The 21,057-nt window shown below is 49.1% G+C and carries 17 protein-coding genes; 11 read left to right on the plus strand and 6 right to left on the minus strand.

Annotated elements, in window-relative coordinates:
- The first annotated feature begins 1 nt into the window (after window position 1).
- The 4 genes from mrdA (at window position 2) to KCG55_RS00570 (ending at window position 5,275) form a co-directional block, all read left to right on the plus strand.
- Window positions 2–2,050 carry a penicillin-binding protein 2 gene (mrdA, locus tag KCG55_RS00555; RefSeq protein WP_254323076.1) on the plus strand — a complete coding sequence of 683 codons (2,049 nt, stop codon included), beginning with the start codon at window positions 2–4 and terminating at the stop codon, window positions 2,048–2,050.
- Window positions 2,043–3,191: a rod shape-determining protein RodA gene (rodA, locus tag KCG55_RS00560; RefSeq protein ID WP_254323077.1), complete on the plus strand. Its 1,149-nt coding sequence runs from the start codon at window positions 2,043–2,045 to the stop codon at window positions 3,189–3,191. Before mrdA ends, rodA begins: the two co-directional genes overlap by 8 nt.
- 1 nt (window position 3,192) lies before the next feature.
- On the plus strand, window positions 3,193–3,852 hold the full coding sequence (locus KCG55_RS00565) for a MarC family protein (RefSeq protein WP_254323078.1): 660 nt from the start codon (window positions 3,193–3,195) through the stop codon (window positions 3,850–3,852).
- Window positions 3,853–3,931: 79 nt separating this feature from the next.
- A complete protein-coding gene (locus KCG55_RS00570; RefSeq protein ID WP_254323079.1) occupies window positions 3,932–5,275 on the plus strand; it encodes an aldehyde dehydrogenase family protein in 1,344 nt (447 codons plus the stop codon).
- Between the two features lie 299 nt (window positions 5,276–5,574).
- Here KCG55_RS00570 and KCG55_RS00575 read toward each other — a convergent pair whose 3' ends face one another.
- The 3 genes from KCG55_RS00575 to mltG form a co-directional block, all read right to left on the minus strand.
- Window positions 5,575–6,855, minus strand: a complete 1,281-nt coding sequence (locus KCG55_RS00575; protein WP_080974648.1) for a malic enzyme-like NAD(P)-binding protein — start codon at window positions 6,853–6,855, stop codon at window positions 5,575–5,577.
- A gap of 263 nt (window positions 6,856–7,118) precedes the next feature.
- On the minus strand, window positions 7,119–7,745 hold the full coding sequence (gene tmk, locus KCG55_RS00580; protein WP_254323080.1) for a dTMP kinase: 627 nt from the start codon (window positions 7,743–7,745) through the stop codon (window positions 7,119–7,121).
- A 67-nt stretch (window positions 7,746–7,812) separates the two neighbouring features.
- Window positions 7,813–8,808, minus strand: coding sequence for an endolytic transglycosylase MltG (gene mltG, locus KCG55_RS00585; protein WP_254323081.1), 996 nt, complete (start codon window positions 8,806–8,808; stop codon window positions 7,813–7,815).
- A gap of 115 nt (window positions 8,809–8,923) precedes the next feature.
- Between mltG and ampD the strand changes: the two genes are divergently transcribed.
- The 4 genes from ampD to galU all read left to right on the plus strand — a co-directional run bounded on the left by ampD (window position 8,924) and on the right by galU (window position 14,533).
- Window positions 8,924–9,490 (plus strand): 1,6-anhydro-N-acetylmuramyl-L-alanine amidase AmpD, encoded by a 567-nt coding sequence (gene ampD, locus KCG55_RS00590; RefSeq protein WP_188213859.1) that lies wholly within the window; start codon window positions 8,924–8,926, stop codon window positions 9,488–9,490.
- Between the two features lie 175 nt (window positions 9,491–9,665).
- Window positions 9,666–10,934: a cell division protein ZipA C-terminal FtsZ-binding domain-containing protein gene (locus tag KCG55_RS00595; protein ID WP_219088751.1), complete on the plus strand. Its 1,269-nt coding sequence runs from the start codon at window positions 9,666–9,668 to the stop codon at window positions 10,932–10,934.
- Window positions 10,935–11,073: 139 nt separating this feature from the next.
- Window positions 11,074–13,542: an NAD-dependent DNA ligase LigA gene (gene ligA, locus KCG55_RS00600; protein ID WP_254323082.1), complete on the plus strand. Its 2,469-nt coding sequence runs from the start codon at window positions 11,074–11,076 to the stop codon at window positions 13,540–13,542.
- 127 nt (window positions 13,543–13,669) lie between these two features.
- Window positions 13,670–14,533 (plus strand): UTP--glucose-1-phosphate uridylyltransferase GalU, encoded by an 864-nt coding sequence (gene galU, locus KCG55_RS00605; RefSeq protein ID WP_254323083.1) that lies wholly within the window; start codon window positions 13,670–13,672, stop codon window positions 14,531–14,533.
- 54 nt (window positions 14,534–14,587) lie between these two features.
- Here galU and KCG55_RS00610 read toward each other — a convergent pair whose 3' ends face one another.
- Window positions 14,588–16,084, minus strand: a complete 1,497-nt coding sequence (locus KCG55_RS00610) for a TrkH family potassium uptake protein (protein WP_254323084.1) — start codon at window positions 16,082–16,084, stop codon at window positions 14,588–14,590.
- Between the two features lie 173 nt (window positions 16,085–16,257).
- Between KCG55_RS00610 and KCG55_RS00615 the strand changes: the two genes are divergently transcribed.
- The 3 genes from KCG55_RS00615 (at window position 16,258) to KCG55_RS00625 (ending at window position 17,307) form a co-directional block, all read left to right on the plus strand.
- Window positions 16,258–16,533 carry a type B 50S ribosomal protein L31 gene (locus KCG55_RS00615; RefSeq protein WP_004464264.1) on the plus strand — a complete coding sequence of 92 codons (276 nt, stop codon included), beginning with the start codon at window positions 16,258–16,260 and terminating at the stop codon, window positions 16,531–16,533.
- Complete coding sequence (gene ykgO, locus KCG55_RS00620; RefSeq protein ID WP_003685279.1) at window positions 16,533–16,658, plus strand: type B 50S ribosomal protein L36; 126 nt, start codon at window positions 16,533–16,535, stop codon at window positions 16,656–16,658. The genes KCG55_RS00615 and ykgO overlap by 1 nt, the downstream gene beginning before the upstream one ends.
- A 241-nt stretch (window positions 16,659–16,899) precedes the next feature.
- Window positions 16,900–17,307 carry an MliC family protein gene (locus KCG55_RS00625; protein ID WP_254323085.1) on the plus strand — a complete coding sequence of 136 codons (408 nt, stop codon included), beginning with the start codon at window positions 16,900–16,902 and terminating at the stop codon, window positions 17,305–17,307.
- A 218-nt stretch (window positions 17,308–17,525) separates the two neighbouring features.
- Here the strand turns inward: KCG55_RS00625 and KCG55_RS00630 are convergent, their stop codons facing one another.
- Together KCG55_RS00630 and ileS are read right to left on the minus strand one after the other, a co-directional pair.
- Window positions 17,526–17,900, minus strand: coding sequence for a DUF5071 domain-containing protein (locus tag KCG55_RS00630; RefSeq protein WP_004520105.1), 375 nt, complete (start codon window positions 17,898–17,900; stop codon window positions 17,526–17,528).
- A 303-nt stretch (window positions 17,901–18,203) separates the two neighbouring features.
- Window positions 18,204–20,993: an isoleucine--tRNA ligase gene (ileS, locus tag KCG55_RS00635; RefSeq protein WP_254323086.1), complete on the minus strand. Its 2,790-nt coding sequence runs from the start codon at window positions 20,991–20,993 to the stop codon at window positions 18,204–18,206.
- Window positions 20,994–21,057 lie beyond the last annotated feature (64 nt).

Consider the following 21,057-nt stretch of genomic DNA (forward strand, 5'->3'; position numbering starts at 1 on the left):
GATGAAACCGATTCTTCCACGCCGTCTTTCCGGTGGTCAACATACCAAAAAACCTTCCGCTCAGGCAGCACAAGCCGATGCTTTATTGCGCCTGCTCGTTGCGTTTATCCTGATTGTTATCTTCTTTTCCATTTTGCTGGCGCGGTTCTTCTACCTGCAAGTGACTCAACACAACGAGTTTTCCGGTCAGGCATCGAGCAACCGCATCACCCTGATTCCAACGCCGCCCGTACGCGGCGAAATCGTCGATATCAACGGCGTTCCTTTGGCCAAAAACTATCCAGTCTTTTCGCTCGAAGTTATTCCCAGCCGCATTGAAGGCAAGATGGAAGATGTCATTGAAGCATTGAAAAAATATGTCGATATCACACCGACAGATTTAAAACGCTTCAAAAAATACCGCGAAAGCTATCGAAAATTTGAAAATATCCCGCTCAAACTTAGGCTGACTGATGAAGAGGCCGCCCGTTTGTCCGTACATCTGCGCGAATTCAAAGGCGTAGAGGTCAATTCACGCACATTCCGCGAATATCCTTACGGCAAACTGACTTCCCATTTCTTAGGCTACATCGGCCGTATTAGCGATAAAGACAAAGAAATGCTGGAAGAAGAAGGCCTGACCGCCCTCTACCGCGGCAGTACGCATATCGGCAAATCCGGCTTGGAAAAATATTACGAACACCAGCTTCATGGTATTCCAGGCTATCAGGAAGTCGAAAAAGACGCTTACGGCAACATCGTCCGCGTATTGAAAAATGTCCCGTCCAAAATGGGGCAAACCTTGCGCCTGGGTATGGATATTCGTATGCAGCAGGAAGCCGACCGCATTTTGGGCGACCGCCGTGGCGCATTGGTGGCCATTAATCCACAAGACGGTACTGTTTTGGCTTTTGTTTCCAAACCTTCTTTCGATCCCAACCTCTTTATTGACGGCATCGACAGCGATACTTGGAAAATGCTGAATAACGACTGGAAAAAGCCTTTGATCAACCGCGTTACCCAAGGCCTTTATCCGCCTGGTTCTACATTCAAACCCTTTATGGGCATGGCCTTATTGGAAAGCGGCAAAATCACTCAAAACACCATCATCCCCGCTCCCGGCGCATGGAGCATACCCGGCAGCCGCCATATTTTCCGCGACTCAGTCCGCAGCGGCCACGGCTCGGCCAACTTGAGCAAAGCCATCCAAGTATCTTCAGATACCTTCTTCTACCGCTTAGGTTACGAAATGGGTATCGATAAAGCCTCTCCGTATCTGGCACAATTCGGTTTCGGACAAAAAACCGGCATTGACCTGCCCAGCGAATACGCAGGCGTTTTGCCTAGCCGCGAATGGAAAGCCAAACGTTTTGCCAAATCTTCCGACCCTACCGCCAAAGAATGGCGCGCCGGCGAAATGGTTTCTGTCAGCATCGGACAAGGCTACAACGCTTACACACCTTTGCAAATGGCTCATGCGACAGCATCTCTGGCCAATAACGGTGTCGTTTATCAGCCGCATTTAGTCAAAGAAGTATTAGATTTTGGCGCACGCAAAATTACCCGAATCAACCCTAATCCCGAGCGTCAAATTCCGTTCAAAGTAGACAACTTCGAATACGTTAAACGCGCAATGGAAAAGGTATTGAAACCGGGCGGTACGGCACACCGTATCGGAGGCGGACTTGCTTATACGATGGGCGGTAAAACCGGTACGGCCCAGGTCGTACAAATCAAACAGGGCGGTCGCTACAACGCCGCAGCTCTGCGCGAACAACACCGCGACCACGCATGGTTTATTTCATTTGCGCCATTGGAAAAACCTGAAATCGCCATTGCCGTTATTTTGGAAAACGGCGGTTGGGGTGCGTATGCCGCGCCATTGGCTCGTGAAATGACTGATTTTTATATGCTTCACGTCAAGCCGCAACAGTTTTCAGACGGCCTTGAGTCAGATTCGGCCAAAACTGAAACAACGAACAAGCATCAACCTATTACCAGCATTTTCCAATCTGCCTACGGACTGACTCCGACAAGCCCTGCCTCACAGCCGGAGGTTCATCATGAATAACACATCAGCGTGGAAAAATTTCAAATCCACCATTACAGCCCCGATTGACCCTTGGCTGTTTTTTGCCATGCTCGCCATCTACATCATGAGCCTGTTCCTGCTCTATTCTGCAGACGGGCAAGAGTTCGGACAATTGGAAAACAAAACCATTCATACCGTTTTGGGCTTTGCCCTTTTATGGATTATTGCCGTATTCAAGCCTCAAACGGCTGCCAAAGTCGCCCTGCCTGTTTACATTGTCGGCGTATTACTGCTGATTGGCGTTGAAGTCGCCGGCGTTACCGTCAACGGCTCGACCCGTTGGCTGAATCTCGGCTTCACCCGTATCCAACCCTCCGAAATCATGAAAATCGGTATTCCCATGACCGTCGCGTGGTATTTTCAACGCTATGAAGGCCGTCTGAAATGGATACATTATATTGTCGCCCTCGTGCTGATTCTTGTTCCTGTCGCCCTGATTTTGAAGCAGCCCGACCTCGGTACGGCAGCACTGATTATGGCTTCGGGTATTTTTGTCATCTTCTTTGCCGGACTGCCTTGGAAGGCCATTTTTGCTGCTATTATTGCCTTTGTGGCCGCCTTGCCGCTCTTGTGGAACTACGGCATGCACGACTATCAGAAAACCCGCGTCCTCACCCTGCTCGACCCAACCAAAGATCCGTTAGGTGCAGGCTACCACATCATCCAATCCATGATTGCCATCGGCTCAGGCGGCGTATGGGGTAAAGGCTGGCTCAACGGTACGCAAACCCATTTGGACTATATTCCCGAAGCAACGACTGACTTTATTTTCGCAGTATTCGGCGAAGAGTTCGGTCTGATTGGCAATATCCTTTTACTGCTGGTTTACCTTATCATTCTGGCACGCGGATTGTGGATTGCTGCGCAAGCGCAATCCCTTTACAGTCGTACTTTGGCAGGCGCATTGACCATGACCTTTTTCTGCTACGCCTTTGTAAACATGGGTATGGTCAGCGGCATTTTACCCGTCGTCGGTGTCCCCCTCCCCTTGGTCAGCTACGGCGGTACGGCTACGCTTTCCATCATGGTGGTGCTCGCCCTGCTGATGGGTATTGCCAACGAACACAAAAACCGCCGCCGTAATGCGGATAACGATGACCTAACTGAAAGCGAGGAATAATATGGAACTGGGTGTAGAAATCGGCAAGCTGCTGGTGGCATTTCTCGTGCTGATTAATCCTTTCAGCGCGCTCTCAATTTATCTTGATCTGACACAAAACCACAGCACCAAAGAAAAGCGCAGAATCGCGCGTACTGCCGCATTGGCCGTTTTCATCGTAATCATCGTCTTTGCACTGGGCGGCGGTATCTTATTGAAAGTACTCGGTATCAGCGTCGGTTCTTTCCAAGTCGGCGGCGGTATTCTGGTTTTGCTGATTGCCATCTCCTTAATGAACGGCAACGACAATCCTGCCAAACCCAAAATTGATCCCCATTCAGAAGAGCATCAAAGTGCGCAACAAGTCCACCGCAATGAAAAAGCCATTGCCGTCGTACCCATTGCCATTCCGATTACCATCGGCCCCGGCGGTATCTCCACTGTCATCATTTACTCCTCTGCCGCCAAGAATTACAGCGATATTGCCCTGATTATCATCGCCGGCTTTTTGGTCAGCCTGATTTGCTATTTCATTCTGGTCGTGGCCGGACGCATCAGCAAACGCTTGGGCAATACCGGCCTGACCATCCTCAACCGCATCATGGGCATGATGCTGGCCGCCATTTCCGTAGAGATTATTGTTGCCGGCTTAAAATCTATTTTCCCCCAGCTGGTCGCTTGAAGTACAATCATCACAATAAAAGGCCGTCTGAAACGTTTTCAGACGGCCTCATAAAAACATAAAAACAAAGGAGCCAACCATGTTTCACAGCACCCATGTCTTCACCGGAGAAACCATTTACCGCCGACCGGCGCAAAGCTATACCGAGTTCACCGGCGAATTAAACCGCCTCCAAATCCTTCAGCAAACCTTTGCCCAATCAAGCATTACCGAGCACACCGCCCTCTTACAGCAATTTGCCGACATCCTCACCCGAAACCAAGAACGCCTTGCCGAAATGGTTTGCGAAGAAGTCGGACGCTGCCTGCACGAATGCCGTGCCGAAATCAGCAAATCCATCGAGCTTATCCGCTACTACGTCCGCCTTGCCCCCGAACTGCTTGCCCATAAAACCATCGCCACCCAAGCCAGCCTCAGCCAAGTCCGCTTCGAGCCTTTGGGCGTTGTTTTGGCGGTCATGCCGTGGAACTATCCTGTTTGGCAGATTTTACGATTTGCCATCCCTGCCCTCTGTGCCGGCAATGCCTGCGCGGTCAAACCTGCGCCCAGTGTCGCCCGCGTCAGCGAAACCCTCTTCGGCCTTGTCCCAAAAGGTTTGCCGCTTATCGGCGCATGGTTGAGCCATGAAGACACGCTTAAAGCCATTGAAGATACCGATGCCATGGCATTTACCGGTTCGACCCATACCGGCCGCCTGCTGGCCGCCCATGCAGGCAAACATCTGAAAAAAACCGTCCTTGAACTGGGCGGCAGCAATCCGTTTATCATCCTGCCCGATGCCGATCTGCAACGCGCAGCTATCGATGCCTGCTATTCGCGCTTTCGCGATGCCGGACAATCCTGTAATGCCGCCAAACGCATCATTATTACCCAAGATATTGCCGAACAGTTTATCCTACTCTTCCTTGCCGAGTGCGCCAAACTGCAAACCGGCAATCCCAAAGACCCGAACACCACCCTTGCCCCGCTTCACCGCCAAGACTTGCGTCAAACCGTACACGAGCAGGTTCAAGATGCGGTTGCACACGGTGCGCAATGTTTGAGCGGCGGCTATATCCCTGATGGAGAAAGCTGGTTTTACCCTGCCACGGTATTGGATCAGGTCAACCCAAACTGCCGCGTTTGGCACGAAGAAGTCTTCGGCCCGGTTGCTATGATCTTACGAGCCGACAATCCGGATCATGCCGTTGCACTTGCCAACGACACACCTTTCGGCCTCGGCGCCTGCATCTACACAGCAGACACGGCAAACGCATGGCAATACGCCGAAAGAATCCAAGCAGGCTCTGTCTTTATCAACCGCCACACCAGCAGCGACCTGCGCCTCCCCTTTGGCGGCGTCAAAGCTTCCGGCTATGGACGCGAACTATCAGAATTCGGGTTGTATGAGTTCGTCAACGTCAAAACCTATTGGCAAAAATAAACCGTTTTATTAACTCAGGCCGTCTGAAAACCCGATTTCAGACGGCCTGATGTTGTTTAAAAAGCTGGCAAAAATATTGTATTTAATCCCGTATAAACCCTGCAAAATCAAAGCTGCTCAAAAATAGAAACCTATCTTAAAAAGCAATCCATATTCCCAAGTCCATTTTGAAGCAGCGGATTATCATGTTCTTCATTCCGATTGCTGCATTAAGCCATTTCTAAAATACCCAATAAACAAAAAGGCCGTCTGAAATACAACTTTCAGACGGCCTTTTCAATCAAGCACTATTTACTGAATTACAGTTCCCATGCAGCCAATTTAGCAGCGTACGCATCCAAGTCAGCGATTGGACGGGTAGCCACGCCGCTTTCCATAGCTGCTTTAGCAGTCGCAGAAGCAACGCGAGGCAACAGGCGGGAGTCGAATGGAGTAGGAATCAGGTATTCCGCGCCGAATTCAAATTTCTTACCGTAAGCGGCAACCACTTCTTCAGTTACTTCTTCCATTGCCAAGTCAGCCAAAGCGTATACGCAAGCGCGTTTCATTTCTTCGTTGATGGTGGTCGCACCGACATCCAATGCGCCACGGAAGATAAATGGGAAGCACAATACGTTGTTTACTTGGTTCGGGAAGTCTGAGCGGCCGGTACCGATTACCACATCCGGACGGGTTTCTTTTGCCAATGGAGGCAGAATTTCCGGATTTGGGTTTGCCATAGCGAACACGATTGGTTTTTCGTTCATGGTGTTCAGCATTTCAGGAGTCAGCAAGTTTGCACCGGACAGGCCCAAGAAGATGTCTTTACCTTTAACGGCATCAGCCAATACGCGTTGGCCGTTGTCTTCGATGGCGTAGAATTGTTTGGATTCGTCCATACGGTCTTTGTCTTCGCGGGTTTTATAAATCACGCCTTTGGAGTCGCAGACGGTCACGTTTTCACGTTTCAGACCCAAATCCAGCAATTGGTTCAAGCAGGCAATCGCTGCAGCACCTGCGCCGGAGCACACCAATGTCGCTTCTTCAATTTTGCGGCCGGTATAACGCAAAGCGTTCAATACAGCGGCAGCGGTAATGATGGCGGTACCGTGTTGGTCGTCGTGGAATACAGGGATTTTGCAACGTTTGCGCAATTCGCGTTCGATGTAGAAGCACTCAGGCGCTTTGATGTCTTCAAGGTTGATGCCGCCGAAAGTCGGTTCCAAAGAAGCGATGATGTCTACCAATTTTTGCGGGTCTTTTTCATCGATTTCGATATCGAATACGTCAACGCCGGCGAATTTTTTGAACAATACGCCTTTGCCTTCCATTACAGGTTTACCGGCCAACGCACCGATGTTGCCCAAACCCAACACTGCTGTACCGTTGGAAATCACGGCAACCAAGTTGCCTTTGGCAGTGTATTTGTAGGCAGTTTGAGGATCGGCATGGATTTCCATACAAGGAGCGGCTACGCCCGGAGAGTACGCCAACGCCAAGTCTTTAGAAGTAGCCAGAGATTTGGTTGGGGTAACGGAGATTTTGCCCGGCACGGGGAATTCGTGGAACTGCAGGGCGGCTTCTTTTAATGAATTTTCCATTTATCGATCCTGTTTGCGAGAGAGATTTTACAGCGAACAAGTCTGAAACAGGCTGCTTCAGACGTTTAAATTTTCTAAAGTCGGGTTGTTAACAGACCGGCTTTGTAAGAGGCCGTAATTTTATCATGTTCTTTTGGTGGCGCATACCGATATTTATTACATTTGTTTTGATATTTCGTTTTATTTGGTTTTATGTCTAAAAACTTCTGTAATAATATTTCTTCACCACATTACTCTTCTTTCAGACGGCATTTTATTTAAACTTAAACATTCAATCCAAAATGACTGTCTAGCGCGGTTTCAATCTGATTTTTTACCGCATCCAGACTTTGGCTGCTGTCGATGACGGCATAGCGTTCCGGCTGTTCGTTAGCACGTTGCAGATATACTTCGCGCACTCGATTGAAAAACTCGGCTTCTTCTTGCTCAAAGCGGTCTTTCTCACGCGTTTGGTTGATGCGTGCCATTGACACTTCCAAAGGCACATCCAACAGCAAGGTTAAATCTGGGCGGAAATTACCCTGCACCCAATGCTCAAGCGTGGCAATATCTTGCAAGGGAACGCCGCGTCCGCCGCCTTGATAGGCAAACGTTGCATCGGTAAAACGGTCGGAAACCACATGCGTGCCGTTTTTGAGGGCCGGCAGAATGACCGTTTCCAAGTGTTGCTGTCTGGCTGCAAACATCAGCAGGGTTTCGGTACGCAGACTGACTTGGGTGGCTGGGTTGAGCAGGATTTCACGCAATGCTTCTCCGGCCGGAGTGCCTCCCGGTTCGCGCGTAAACAATACGGGCAGTTGGTGTTTTTCAAACCATGCTTTCATTACGGCGAGGTTGGTGGATTTGCCTGCGCCGTCTATGCCGTCAAGGGTAATAAATCTGGGTTTCATATGAATATCGTCAATTTAAAGGCCGTCTGAAACAGGGATTATAAATGTTTCAGACGGCCTATTCGGTTTATTTCTTCAAAATATATTTGCGTACGGCGGCGTTGTGTTCAGAAAGATTGTGGCTGAACTCGCTCAAGCCCGTACCATCCATTTTTGAGACGAAATACAGATATTTTTCATCAGACGGATGGCCTGCCGCTTCAAGCGCGGCCTTGCCGGGAAGCGCAATCGGAGTCGGCGTCAAGCCGCTGCGCGTATAGGTATTGTAAGGCGTATCGCGTTGCAGGTCGGCTTTGCGGATTCTGCCTTTATATGCATCGCCCATGCCATAGATAACGGTCGGGTCGGTTTGCAGGCGCATGCCGATATTCAGGCGGTTGACGAATACTGCGGCCACATGGGCGCGGTCGTCTTCGTGCGCGGTTTCTTTTTCAATCAGACTCGCCATAATCAGCATTTCGTACGGATTTTTATAAGGCAGGCCGCTTTGACGGTCGTCCCATGCTTCTTGCAGGTTTTCCCGCATTTTACGATAGGCGATTTTGTAAATTTGAAGATCGCTGCCACCGGCATCAATTTCGTAACTATCCGGGAAAAACTGTCCTTCAGGATTGCTGCTCAAGGCATCGGGCGCCACTTCGGCCATCAGTTTTTCATCGCTCCAACCGCGCGTGTCGTGGGCAATGTCGGCAGTATTGTCGATAATACGGCGCATTTGGGCAAAACGCGCGCCTTCCAAAATTTGCACGCTGACCGAGTCAGGGCGGCCTTTTTTAATGCGTTTTAAAATGTCCCAAGCCGATACTTTGGCAGACAGGCGGTAAGAACCGGCATTAAGTTGGTTGTGTACGCCCATCACATATGCGGCGGCTACCAGCACATAACGGTTATAAACAATGCCGTCTTGAGCCAGTTTGCGGCTGACGGAAGAGATACCTTGGTTTTTAGCAACGGTAATACGGTATGGTTTGCCGTTGTCTTTCGGAACAAACAACAATGCGGCAACCACGGCGGCAAATGCCGTCAAAAATACGGCCAGCCATTTCAACAATTTTTTCAGCATGGTAGGATTCTTGGTTTGTGAACGTGTCGGGCGACAGTATAACCGAAAACAAGCGCACCACGCCTGCCACCTTACCCAACGTATGTTTTCCTATCCCGAAAGGCCGTCTGAAACCATGAATTCTCCTTCAAAAAACACTTGGCAAAACGGCCGTTGGCTGAATGCACGCCAAACCCATTCGCCCAATTTCAGCCCGCGCGAACCGGATGAAGACATCTCTTTAGTTGTCCTCCACAATATTTCCCTCCCTCCTTTTGAATACAACACAGGGGCAGTGGAAAAATTGTTTACCAACCAAATCAACCCTGACGAGCATCCTTTCTTCAGCATCATCCATACCTTGCGCGTCTCCAGCCATTTTTTCATCAGCCGTAAGGGCGAAACCGTCCAATTCGTTTCCTGCGACGACATGGCCTATCATGCCGGTGTATCATCGTTTCAAGGCAGAGAAAAATGCAATGCCTTTTCCATCGGTATCGAATTGGAAGGCTGCGATTTCGAGCCTTTTACCGAAGCACAATACACCAGCCTGCAAGCCTTGCTGACCGCCATTTCCGAACATTACCCGATTCAGGCCGTTACCGGTCATCAGGACATCGCGCCGGACAGGAAAACCGATCCCGGTCATTTCTTCGATTGGCCTCGCCTTCAAAAAGCAGGTTTCCCCGTCCGGCGGGGATAACTTTCAGACGGCCTGAAATGATTGGCAGACATAATGCTGTCACAACCGTTTATTTTCGTTATAATTCAGCTATTCATTCGGACGCATAAAGTCCGGCTCCAACGAACTTCCCACGCAGCAAGATTCCGCACCCTGAAAAAGACGGAATGCTGCCTTTTTAAAAAGTGATTACTCCATGATTTTCATCGTCTTAGCCCTCGCCGCCCTTTTGGCGGTCATCGGTTACAACATGTACCAGGAAAACCAATACCGCAAACAAGTGCGCGAACAATTCGGCCATTCCGATAAAGATGCGCTTTTGACCAGCAAAACCAAACATGTCCGCGACAGCAAAGAAACCGGCGGCCAGGGTTTGTTTATCAAGAAAAACAAAAAAACCGAAGAGGCATTGCGCAACCTGCAAGAGCAAGATGAAATCTACGCGGCAAAAGCCAAACTGGCTCACCCTGCCCAGCTTAAAACGGATGTCGAGCTGACCATGGAAGACGACTTTTCCGCAGAAGAAAAAGTTCAACACACCGTTATCGGTTTGAACAATGAAATTACCGTCAGCCCTGCCGAAGCCGCTTCTGCTCCGGTTGAAACCGCAGCCGAACCTGTAGCAAAAGTACCATTGATCAGCTTGGACGAATTGTCTCAAGTCGAGTTGCCTTGGTTTGACCCGCGCTTCGACTACATGGCCTACATCTCCCTAAAACAAGCCCAAGAATTGCACGCCCTGCCGCGCCTTTCCGGCACTCACCGCTTCCAAATCATCGGTTGCACCATAGACGACCATTTCCGCGTTGCCGAGCCGATTCCGGGAGTTTACTACCAAGGCTTCGTTATGGGCCTGCAGGCTGTCAGCCGCAATGGTTTGGCCGCGCGTGAAGAGCTGCAACACTTCGACCAACAGGTTGATGCTTTTGCCCGACTGATGGACGGCAAAGTTTTGCATACCGACTTGGACGCGTTCACCGAAGTTGCACAAGCTCTCGACCAATTCTGTGCGCGTGTTGACCAAACCATCGCCATTCACTTGGTTTCCCATTCCAATATCAGCGGCGTAGAATTGCGTGCCGCCGTGGAAGATACAGGCTTCAAACTGGGCGAAGACGGCGCTTTCCACTTCGGTGACAACAACAACCCTAAATTGTTCTCCATCCATACTTTGGACAACAAACCGTTTACCAACTCTCTGTTGGACAACCAAGCCTACCGCGGTTTCAGCATGCTTCTGGATATTCCGCATGTTCCTGCCGGCGAAAAAACTTTCGACAAATTTATGGACTTGGCAGTCAAACTCTCCGGCCAACTCAGCTTGGATTTGGTTAACGACCAAATGAAAGAAGTTTCCACTCAATGGCTCAAAGACGTACGCAACTATGTTTTGGCCCGTCAGGAAGAAATGCTTAAAGTCGGCATCAAACCCGGCAGCAAACAAGCCCTGCGCCTGTTCTCTTAAACTTCTCCAATCAAAAAGCGGATATGCAATGACGGCATATCCGCTTTTTTCAGGTAAAATCCCTTTATCTTCAATATTCATCGATTTTCAGACGGCCTCTCTATCATCAGGCCGTCTGAAAACTCTATTTCGATTGCTCATGAACCCGACCGCACAACGTATCAAATACCTGACCGACCTCCTCAACCGCTACGCCTACGAATATTACACCCTAGACGCACCCAGCGTACCCGATGCCGAATACGATAAATTGTTCCGCGAGCTCGAAGCATTGGAGCTAAATCATCCTGAGTTGAAACTGCCCGACAGCCCGACCCAGCGCGTCGGCGGCGAGCCTTTGGCAGGCTTTGATGAAGTGCGTCATGAAGTGCCTATGTTGTCACTGACCAACGCCTTCTCACCGCAAGATGAAAACGGCGTGTTCGATCATGCCGAAATGTACGCTTTCGATGAGCGCGTTCGTGGTGGTTTAAATGGAGAAAAACCGGAATACGTTATTGAGCCTAAATTTGACGGTCTGGCCATCAGCCTGCTGTACCGCGACGGCGTATTGATTCAAGCGGCAACCCGTGGCGACGGCACAACAGGCGAAGACGTTACCCAAAACGTCAAAACCGTATCCAACATCCCCCTGCGCCTGTATGGAGAAAATATCCCCGAGCTTATCGAAATACGCGGCGAAGTCCTGATGCTTAAAGCCGATTTTGCCGCCTTAAATGAACGACAGGCTGAAAACGGACAAAAACCTTTCGCCAATCCGCGCAATGCGGCCGCCGGCAGTCTGCGCCAACTCGATTCGCGCATTACGGCACAGCGCAAACTGCATTTCTTCCCCTATTCCATCGCCCGACAACAAGGCGGTTTTATCGCAGAAGAACACCTGCAAGAGCTGGGCTACTGCAAAGAGCTTGGCTTCAGCCTGCCCGATGGTAATTTCGGCTGCTTCCCAAATATCGACGAAGTATTGGCATTTTACGAGAAAATGCAGCAAAAACGTCCTACTCTGCCCTACGAAATCGATGGTATGGTGGTCAAAGTCAACAGTCTGGCACAACAAGAAAAACTGGGCTTCATCTCACGCGCGCCACGTTGGGCCATTGCCCACAAATTTCCTGCTGAAGAAGCATTGACCATTGTCGAAGCCATTGATGTACAAATCGGGCGTACCGGCGCAGTAACCCCGGTTGCCCGCCTGCAACCTGTATTTGTCGGCGGCGTTACCGTTACCAACGCCACCCTGCACAATCAGGACGAAGTATCGCGCAAAGACGTGCGCGTTGGCGATACCGTCGTCGTGCGCCGCGCCGGAGACGTAATTCCCGAGATAGTACGCGTGATTTTTGAACGCCGCCCAATGCAGGAGACCAAAATTGCTGTTTCAGACGGCCTGCAAGACGATTTGTTTGCCGAAACACCTTCTAAAACGCAAGCCGAACCGCTTCACAAACCCTACCGCCTGCCCACCCATTGCCCTATCTGTCACAGCGAAATCGAACGCGAAGAAGGCGAAGCAGTTGCCCGGTGTAGCGGCGGTATGCTTTGCCAGGCTCAACGCGCGCAAGGTTTAATCCACTTTGCCTCACGCAAAGCCATGGACATTGACGGACTTGGTCAAAAACAAATCGAGCAACTGGTCGCACAAGATTTGGTTCGTCATTTCGCCGACCTCTACCGCCTCGATATTCCAACCCTGCAAAAAATGAAGGAAACAGCGGATAAAGCATCAGCTAATGAAGAAGAACCATCAAATGGTGAGATTGAAGACTCTGAAAGCGAGACCGGCAATACTCTGCTTAGCAAAAACAATAAAAAACAGCCGACCAAATGGGCGGAAAACATCCTCGCGGGCATAGAAGCCAGCAAAACGCCCGAACTCGCCCGCTTCCTTTTTGCCCTCGGCATCCGTCACGTCGGCGAACGCACCGCCAAAACGTTGGCGCAGGCATTCGGCACACTGGAACACATCCGCTATGCACCTGAACCCATCCTCGCCTGCCTGCCCGATATCGGTACGGTGGTTGCCCGCTCCATCGCCCACTTTTTTGCCCACGAAGCACAACAGGCGATGATAGACGAGCTGCTGGCTGTAGGTGTTACCCCGCAAAGCCAAGCTGTCACTATCCCTCCTCTGCGCCATGCAGAACCGCAACGCTGGATTGCTCGCCTGCCCGATTTTAAAATCAGCGAAACCAAAGCACTGGCCTTGTGGGAGCTTGCCGGACAAAGCATAGAAGGCTTGCAAACTGACAAAGCGTTGCCTGCCGATTGGCAGACATGGCGCAGTAAACCACAAAACGCAGTCCTTCTTGAAAATATGAAAACTTTCTTTGCTCAAACGCTGTCTAATCTTCAAGATGAAACTATTTCAGACGACATTAACGAGGCTATAGCAGGTAAAACCTTTGTATTAACAGGTACTTTACCCACACTCAAACGCGACCAAGCCCAAGCCATGATTGAAGCTGCAGGCGGTAAAGTTTCCGGCAGCGTATCTAAAAAAACCGACTATGTTGTCGCCGGAGAAGCTGCAGGCAGTAAATTGGAAAAAGCCCAAACTTTGGGCGTGGCCATATTAACCGAAGAAGAATTGCTGACGTTGCTGGGATAAGACAGTATCTACAACCAATCCTCCTTTTCAGTCCGTCTGATACTTTATCATGTGGTATTATTGTTACATACGACTACATCTTTACACTTTTTTGGGTATAAACCCATAGTTAAAATAGGATAATAATATGAAACCCATTAAAAAATGCGTCTTTCCCGTTGCCGGTATGGGCACCCGTTTCTTGCCTGCGACCAAAGCCAGTCCAAAAGAAATGCTGCCTATCGTGGACAAACCTCTGATTCAATATGCAGTTGAAGAAGCGGTTGAAGCCGGCTGTACCGAAATGGTGTTCATCACCGGCCGTAACAAACGCAGTATCGAAGACCACTTCGACAAAGCATACGAGTTGGAAACCGAATTGGAATTGCGTCAAAAAGACAAACTGTTGGCGCACGTTCGCGACATCCTGCCTTCCAACATTACCTGCATGTACATCCGTCAAACTGAAGCATTGGGTTTGGGTCATGCCGTATTGTGCGCGCAGGCTGCCGTTGGTAATGAACCTTTTGCCGTTATTTTGGCAGATGATTTGATTGATGCGCCTAAAGGTGCGTTGAAACAGATGGTTAATGTGTACAACCAAAGCGGTAACAGCGTTTTAGGCGTTGAAACCGTTGATCCTTCTCAAACAGGCTCTTACGGTATCGTTGAAGTTGAACAGCTGAAAAACTATCAACGTATCACCAATATCGTTGAAAAACCCAAACCGGAAGAAGCGCCTTCCAACCTTGCAGTTGTCGGCCGCTACATCCTGACTCCGCGTATTTTTGACTTGTTGACCAACCTGCCCCGAGGTGCTGGTAACGAAATCCAGCTGACAGACGGTATCGCCCGCCTGCTCGACCATGAGTTTGTGTTGGCTCATGCGTTTGATGGCAAACGCTACGACTGCGGCAGCAAATTGGGTTACCTTGAAGCAACCGTGGCTTACGGTTTGAAACACCCTGAAACTGGCGAACAATTCAAAGAATTGCTCAAGCAATACGCTTAAGCCCTGCCATTATAAAAAGGCCGTCTGAAATTTCAGACGGCCTTTTTCTCATACTTATTTCTTCCAATATGCCGGAGTAAACAAAATCAGAACGGTAAAAATCTCCAAACGTCCCAACAACATCACCGCCGTACACAGCCATTTCTGTACATCGCTCAGCGCGGCGTAATTATGCGACGGACCAACTGCCCCCAAACCCGGCCCTGCATTAGTAATACAGGCAATGACTGCCGTAAAGGCGGATAAAAAGTCCAAGCCTGCAGCCATCAGTAAAAAGCTGAATACGATGACCGTCATAAAATAAATAAAGATGAACGACATGACAGTCAACGCCATGCGATCCGGAATGGAGCGGTTGTTGACCTTTACCGTACGAACCGCACGTGGGTGCAGCAAAATCAACATTTCGCGCAAGCTGAATTTGAACAACACCAATGCACGCACGTTTTTAATACCGCCCCCCATAGAGCCTGAACTTGCCAATACGTTCGACAGGAAAAACATCCACAATGACACAATCAGCGGCCATTGGGCAAAGTCAGCATTGGAAAAACCGCTGGCCAATCCGATGGACACAAAGTTGAAGCTGACAAAGCGCAAAGCTTCGCCAAGGCTTTGATAAACGTCCTGCTGCCATAAATACAATGCCGAAATCAAAATACTGCCCGATAAAACCAGCAACATGGAGCGGCATTCTTCATCTTTCCAATACACCTGCAAAGAGCGGTTGCCCAGCGCAGTAAAGTGACTGGCGAAATTGATACCGCCCCAGACGGTAAAAAACATCAACGTCCATTCAACTGCTACGGAATCAAAATAGGCAACGCTGTCATCATGTGTCGAAAAACCGCCCAAAGCCACTGCCGACATCGCATGGCACAAGGCATCAAACCAGCCCATACCGGCAATATGTAAGGATACCAAGGCGGCAGCAGTTGTCAGCGCATAGGCAAACCACAATCGTTTGGCCACTTGCGAAATACGGGGAGCCATCTTGCTTTCCTTATCCATACCCGGAATTTCCGCTTTGAAAAGCTGCGTCCCCCCCACGCCCAACATCGGCAAAATTGCCACAGCCAACACGATAATACCCATACCGCCAAGCCAGTTGAGCATGTGCCGCCAAAAATTCACCGACGGATCCAGCGTATCCAAGCCGGAAATCACTGTTGCCCCCGTTGTCGTCAGCCCCGACATCGCTTCAAAAAACGCATCGGTGAAACTCATGGACGGCATATAGAAATAAATCGGCATCGCCGCCACGACGGCAAAGGCCAGCCACAGCATCAATACCAGGGTAAATCCGTCACGCGGCCGCAATTCACGGTTGAAACGCAAAGTCAGCACCCAAGTAACGCACGACACCAACAATACCGTCAAAGCCGTGTAGGCAAACACGAAAAACGCGCTGTCGTGATAAAAATACGACATCAGTGTCGGCACAGCCAACAACAGTGAAAACAACAGCCCCAGCTTGGACAATACATGGATAATCGGCATAACCTTGCTTACCGCACCACCCAATCTGAAACCCTTATACAAATACATCATATCCCTACCATCAGAAAACAAAATATTCAGACGGCCTCATGAAAAAAAGGCCGTCTGAAACAGCATATTTTATCAAAATGCCGCAACCCCGTGATAAAGAAAAACCAAAAAACACTTGCCTGCTCTTTTTCTAAGAGTATAATGTTATACCATAACATTCACTGGAGAAAGAAATGAAACCCGATATCCACCCAGACAACTATCGTACCGTCCTGTTTTACGACAGTGGTGCAGACCAAGGATGGCTCATCCGTTCATGTGCCAATACCCACGGGAAAACCATGGTTTGGAAAGACGGAGTAGAGTATCCCCTCTTCTCTCTTGATACCTCTTCCGCGTCCCACCCCGTATACACAGGCAAACAACGCAATGTCAATGTTGAAGGCCGCGCCAGCAAATTCAACCAACGTTACCAATCCATGATGTCTTCTTTCAGAAAGGATAAATGATGCAAGTCCTCTCATCCCTGAAAACTGCAAAAAAACGACACCGCGACTGCCAAATTGTCCGCCGAAAAGGCAAAGTGTACGTCATTTGCAAGAGCAATCCCCGTTTTAAAGCACGCCAGCGTTAAGCTGCTCTATCCTTCTTTCAATGTAACTCTCTGAATTTTCCGCACTTTCGTTTACCTCTAGCGCAAGTGCGGCTTTTTTTCAAACTGCATTAATCATTCATATCAAAACTACAAAGAATCCTGCCATACTCCTGGCAACAGGAAGGAAAAGTAAATAATGGTTATCCCTATTGTGAAGCCATAAAGATATTTATAACATGCCGCTACATTCTTCCTTCAACACTGACCATAGGAGTCAAAAATGAAAGTAAAAGCCCTGCTTGCAATTGCCGCCGCCATGAGCCTCGCTGCCTGTGCCGCACCTGAAGCCCATCGCCATGACCATGGTCAACGTCATGAGCACAATCATGACCACGGCCATGCACACGAACATGGTCAGCAACATAATGACGGCCGTGTTCAATCATTCAGCTGCGAAAACGGCCTGTCTGTACAAGTCCGCAACCTGAGCACCAACCAAGTTGAACTGCGTCTGGACGACAAAGTTGCCACCCTGTCTTCTGCCGTTGCAGGTTCAGGCGAACGCTATGTTGCCAACCAAGGCCTGTTCGGCAAAGGCGCTGAATGGCATCAAAAAGGCAGCGAAGCATTCTTCGGCTTCACTGACCCATACGGCAACAAAGTAGAAACTTCTTGCTCTGCCCGCTAATTTTTACTTAGCAATAGAATAGCTGAAGGCCGTCTGAAAACTTGTTTCAGATGGCCTTTCATATTAGATAAAACGAAATTTCCGTTTAAGGATAAAATGCAAATATGAGGCTATTTGAAGGTTCAAAATACGTCCATACTCCACGGATAAGTAAGACCTTTTGAAAGGTATCTTCTCCGACAATGCATTATTTCAAAATCATTAAATATATATCTACCTTAATTTAAAACTTTTTCCAAGATTTCTTTAAGGTTTTCATCATCTTCATCCAAAATTAATTTTTCTGAAATATTATGAAGACAATGTTCCAAATCAATGGCTAAGGCTACTTGGTTTTGATAGGATAATTTTGGATAGAGTTCAAGTAAAACCCAATAAATGCATATACTATCATTTGAGTAAAAAATATTTGAAACGAATGGAAGTAATGTGTCTTGTCGTTCTACAAAGATTTCGACAATTTCACTAAAAACAGGAAAGTTCGCATCTCCCAACCATCCTGAGAGCCACTCCCCCATCTCAATTAATTCCTCATCGTTGCAGTCCTTAATTTTTTTGCAAGCCTTGATGTCAAACTTATCTTTAGGACGCATAGGATACCTCATTGTTATTAAAGGCTTACGAATACAGAATTATAATGATTGATCTCAATTCTAGACAAATGATTATTCGTCATTCCTATATCCTCAACAAATTTTCTCTGGAGTAAGAGTTATTTTTTGCAATTAAACTCCTACCCCACAATAACTTGAAACCCTATCCTGTATTTTACTTAAATCACAAACCCCAATTACCCTTCAAAATCTATTCGCTATACGAAACAGATTCAATAAATAAAGGCCGTCTGAAAACCTATTACCAAAGTTTTCAGACGGCCTTTATCTTAGACCAAACAATTAAGCGTAATGTCTGTCTTCGCCTTTACCGTCAACGTTGTCTGCACAACGTTTACAGATGGTTTCATGGCCTGCAACTGCGCCCACATCGTGGGTGTAGTGCCAGCAGCGTTCGCATTTTTCACCATCGCTGGCTTTAGCGGTTACAGCAAGTTCATCACCTACTTTCACTTCTGCTTTAGACACCAGCAAAGCAAAACGCAATTCTTCGCCCAAAGTGTTCAGATAGTCGGCAATTTCTTCCGGAGCCGTAATTTCGGCTTCGGCTTGCAATGAAGAGCCGACGGTTTTATCCGTACGCAGAGGCTCGATGGCGGCTGTTACTGCTTCGCGTGCTTCGCGGATTGCCGTCCATTTTTTCACCAATTCGGCTTCGGCTTTTTCATTGATAGATGGGAACTCATGCCATGTGTGGAAGAGGACGCTGTCTTCTTCGCCGCCACCGATGATGTCCCATGCTTCCTCGCCGGTGAAGCACAAAATCGGAGCAATCAGCAGAACCAAACTGCGTGTGATGTGATACAGGGCAGTTTGCGCACTGCGGCGTGCATGGCTGTCCGCTTTGGTGGTGTAGAGGCGGTCTTTCAGGATATCGAGGTAGAACGCACCCAAGTCTTCCGAACAGAAAGAAACAATGTCTTTTACGGCAAAATGGAAGGCATAGCGCGGATAGTAATCACCTGCCAGACGCTCTTGCAGCTGACGTGCCAATACCACGGCGTAACGGTCGATTTCCACCATGTCTGCCTGTTGCACGGCATCTTCAATAGGATTGAAGTCGCTGAGGTTGGCAAACAGGAAGCTCAAGGTGTTGCGGATACGGCGGTAGCTTTCAGTTACGCGTTTGAGGATTTCTTTGGAAATCGCCAATTCGCCGCTGTAATCGGTGGATGCCGCCCACAGGCGCAGGATGTCTGCGCCAAATTCGTTGTAAACTTCTTGCGGTGCAACGACGTTACCGATGGATTTCGACATTTTGCGGCCGTTTTGGTCAACCACGAAACCGTGGGTCAGCAGCTGTTTGTATGGCGCACGACCCATTGATGAGGCGCAACCGGTCAACATGGAGGATTGGAACCAGCCGCGGTGTTGGTCGCTGCCTTCGAGGTACAAGTCAGCCGGCCATTCCAATTCTTCGCGTTGTTTCAAAACGGAATAATGTGTCGAGCCTGAGTCGAACCACACGTCCATCGTGTCGGAAAGTTTGTCGTAATTTTCGCAATCTTCCGCGCTCAAGAGTTCGCTCTTATCAAGAGAGAACCATGCTTCGATGCCTTTTCCTTCGATTTTTTGGGCAACTTTTTCCAACAACTCGGCAGAGTTCGGATGCAGCTCACCGGTTTCTTTGTGAACAAAGAAAGTCATCGGCGTGCCCCAATAGCGTTGGCGTGAAACCACCCAGTCAGGACGACCTTCAATCATGGCTTCCAAACGTGCGCGACCCCATGACGGGAAGAATTCGGTGTCATCAACAGCTTTGATGGCTTTATCGCGCAAGGTTTTACCGTCTTTTCCAGCTTTATCCATACCGACAAACCATTGGCCGGTCGCACGGTAAATCAACGGTGTTTTGTGACGCCAGCAGTGTGCGTAGCTGTGTTCGATTTTGCTGCTTGCCAAGAGGTTGCCGGTTTCTTCCAACCATTGCAGGATAACGGGATTGGCCTCCCAAACGCTCATGCCGGCAACGCGCGGCGTTTCGCTGATGTATTTGCCTTCGGCGTTTACAGGGTTGTAAAGCTCGATGCCGTATTTATTGCAGACGGCGTAGTCTTCCAGACCGTGAGCAGGAGCAGTATGCACCAAGCCGGTACCGGCATCGGTGGTAACATGATCGCCGTTGAGCATGGGAATATCGCGTTCGAGGAACGGATGATTCATGTGCAGGTTTTCCAGCTTGTCGCCGGTGGTTTCGGCAAGAATAGTAATGCCGTCTGAAAAACCGTAACGTTTGAGCGCGTCTTCTGCCAAATCTTTGGCCAACACCAATTTGCCTTTAGGCGTATCAATCAGTTGATACACCACGTCTGCGCCAGCTGAAACTGCTTGGCTCGCAGGCAAAGTCCAAGGCGTAGTCGTCCAGATGACGGCAAATGCTTTGCCTTCGATACTTGCCAAACCGAATGCGGCGGCAAGCGCGGCAGTGTCTTTAAACGGATAGGCAACGTCAATCGCAGGCGATACTTTATCTTTATATTCCACTTCGGCTTCGGCCAATGAAGAGCCGCAGTCCAAGCAGAACTGAACCGGTTTCGCGCCGCGGTAGAGATAGCCGGATTTGTAGATTTCGCCGAGCATACGCACGGTATCCGCCTCGGTTTTGAAATCCATGGTCAGGTAAGGATTGTCCCAGTCGCCCAACACGCCCAAGCGGATAAAGTCTTTTTTCTGGCGGGCAATCTGTTCGGCGGCGTATTCGCGGCACAATTCACGGAAACGCGCTTTAGGCATGTCTTTGCCGTGCAGTTTTTCTACCATCACTTCGATAGGCAAACCGTGGCAGTCCCAACCCGGTACATAAGGTGCGTCAAAACCGGCTTGGGTTTTGCTGCGGATAATGATGTCTTTGAGAATTTTATTGACGGCATGACCGATGTGGATGTCGCCGTTGGCATACGGAGGACCGTCGTGCAGAATGAATTTCGGACGGCCTTTGGCGATTTCGCGCAGTTTTGGGTAGCGTTTTTGCTCGTACCAGCTTTTCAGCCATGCAGGCTCGCGTTTGGCAAGATTGCCGCGCATTGGAAACGGGCTCTCGAGCAGGTTTACGGTTTTACTGTAATCGGTCATTTTTTGATCTCTATTGTTGCGGTATTTCGGCTTCAGACGGCCTGATTGCTCATTTTAAAAGAAC

Origin of the sequence: Neisseria subflava, assembly GCF_024205745.1 — a bacterium.
GTDB lineage: Bacteria > Pseudomonadota > Gammaproteobacteria > Burkholderiales > Neisseriaceae > Neisseria > Neisseria flavescens_B.

Coding starts and splice junctions, on each gene's coding strand:
- mrdA (WP_254323076.1), top strand. CDS start 2: ATGAAACCGATTCTTCCACGCCGTCTTTCCGGTGGTCAACATACCAAA.
- rodA (WP_254323077.1), top strand. CDS start 2,043: ATGAATAACACATCAGCGTGGAAAAATTTCAAATCCACCATTACAGCC.
- KCG55_RS00565 (WP_254323078.1), top strand. CDS start 3,193: ATGGAACTGGGTGTAGAAATCGGCAAGCTGCTGGTGGCATTTCTCGTG.
- KCG55_RS00570 (WP_254323079.1), top strand. CDS start 3,932: ATGTTTCACAGCACCCATGTCTTCACCGGAGAAACCATTTACCGCCGA.
- KCG55_RS00575 (WP_080974648.1), bottom strand. CDS start 6,855: ATGGAAAATTCATTAAAAGAAGCCGCCCTGCAGTTCCACGAATTCCCC.
- tmk (WP_254323080.1), bottom strand. CDS start 7,745: ATGAAACCCAGATTTATTACCCTTGACGGCATAGACGGCGCAGGCAAA.
- mltG (WP_254323081.1), bottom strand. CDS start 8,808: ATGCTGAAAAAATTGTTGAAATGGCTGGCCGTATTTTTGACGGCATTT.
- ampD (WP_188213859.1), top strand. CDS start 8,924: ATGAATTCTCCTTCAAAAAACACTTGGCAAAACGGCCGTTGGCTGAAT.
- KCG55_RS00595 (WP_219088751.1), top strand. CDS start 9,666: ATGATTTTCATCGTCTTAGCCCTCGCCGCCCTTTTGGCGGTCATCGGT.
- ligA (WP_254323082.1), top strand. CDS start 11,074: ATGAACCCGACCGCACAACGTATCAAATACCTGACCGACCTCCTCAAC.
- galU (WP_254323083.1), top strand. CDS start 13,670: ATGAAACCCATTAAAAAATGCGTCTTTCCCGTTGCCGGTATGGGCACC.
- KCG55_RS00610 (WP_254323084.1), bottom strand. CDS start 16,084: ATGATGTATTTGTATAAGGGTTTCAGATTGGGTGGTGCGGTAAGCAAG.
- KCG55_RS00615 (WP_004464264.1), top strand. CDS start 16,258: ATGAAACCCGATATCCACCCAGACAACTATCGTACCGTCCTGTTTTAC.
- ykgO (WP_003685279.1), top strand. CDS start 16,533: ATGCAAGTCCTCTCATCCCTGAAAACTGCAAAAAAACGACACCGCGAC.
- KCG55_RS00625 (WP_254323085.1), top strand. CDS start 16,900: ATGAAAGTAAAAGCCCTGCTTGCAATTGCCGCCGCCATGAGCCTCGCT.
- KCG55_RS00630 (WP_004520105.1), bottom strand. CDS start 17,900: ATGCGTCCTAAAGATAAGTTTGACATCAAGGCTTGCAAAAAAATTAAG.
- ileS (WP_254323086.1), bottom strand. CDS start 20,993: ATGACCGATTACAGTAAAACCGTAAACCTGCTCGAGAGCCCGTTTCCA.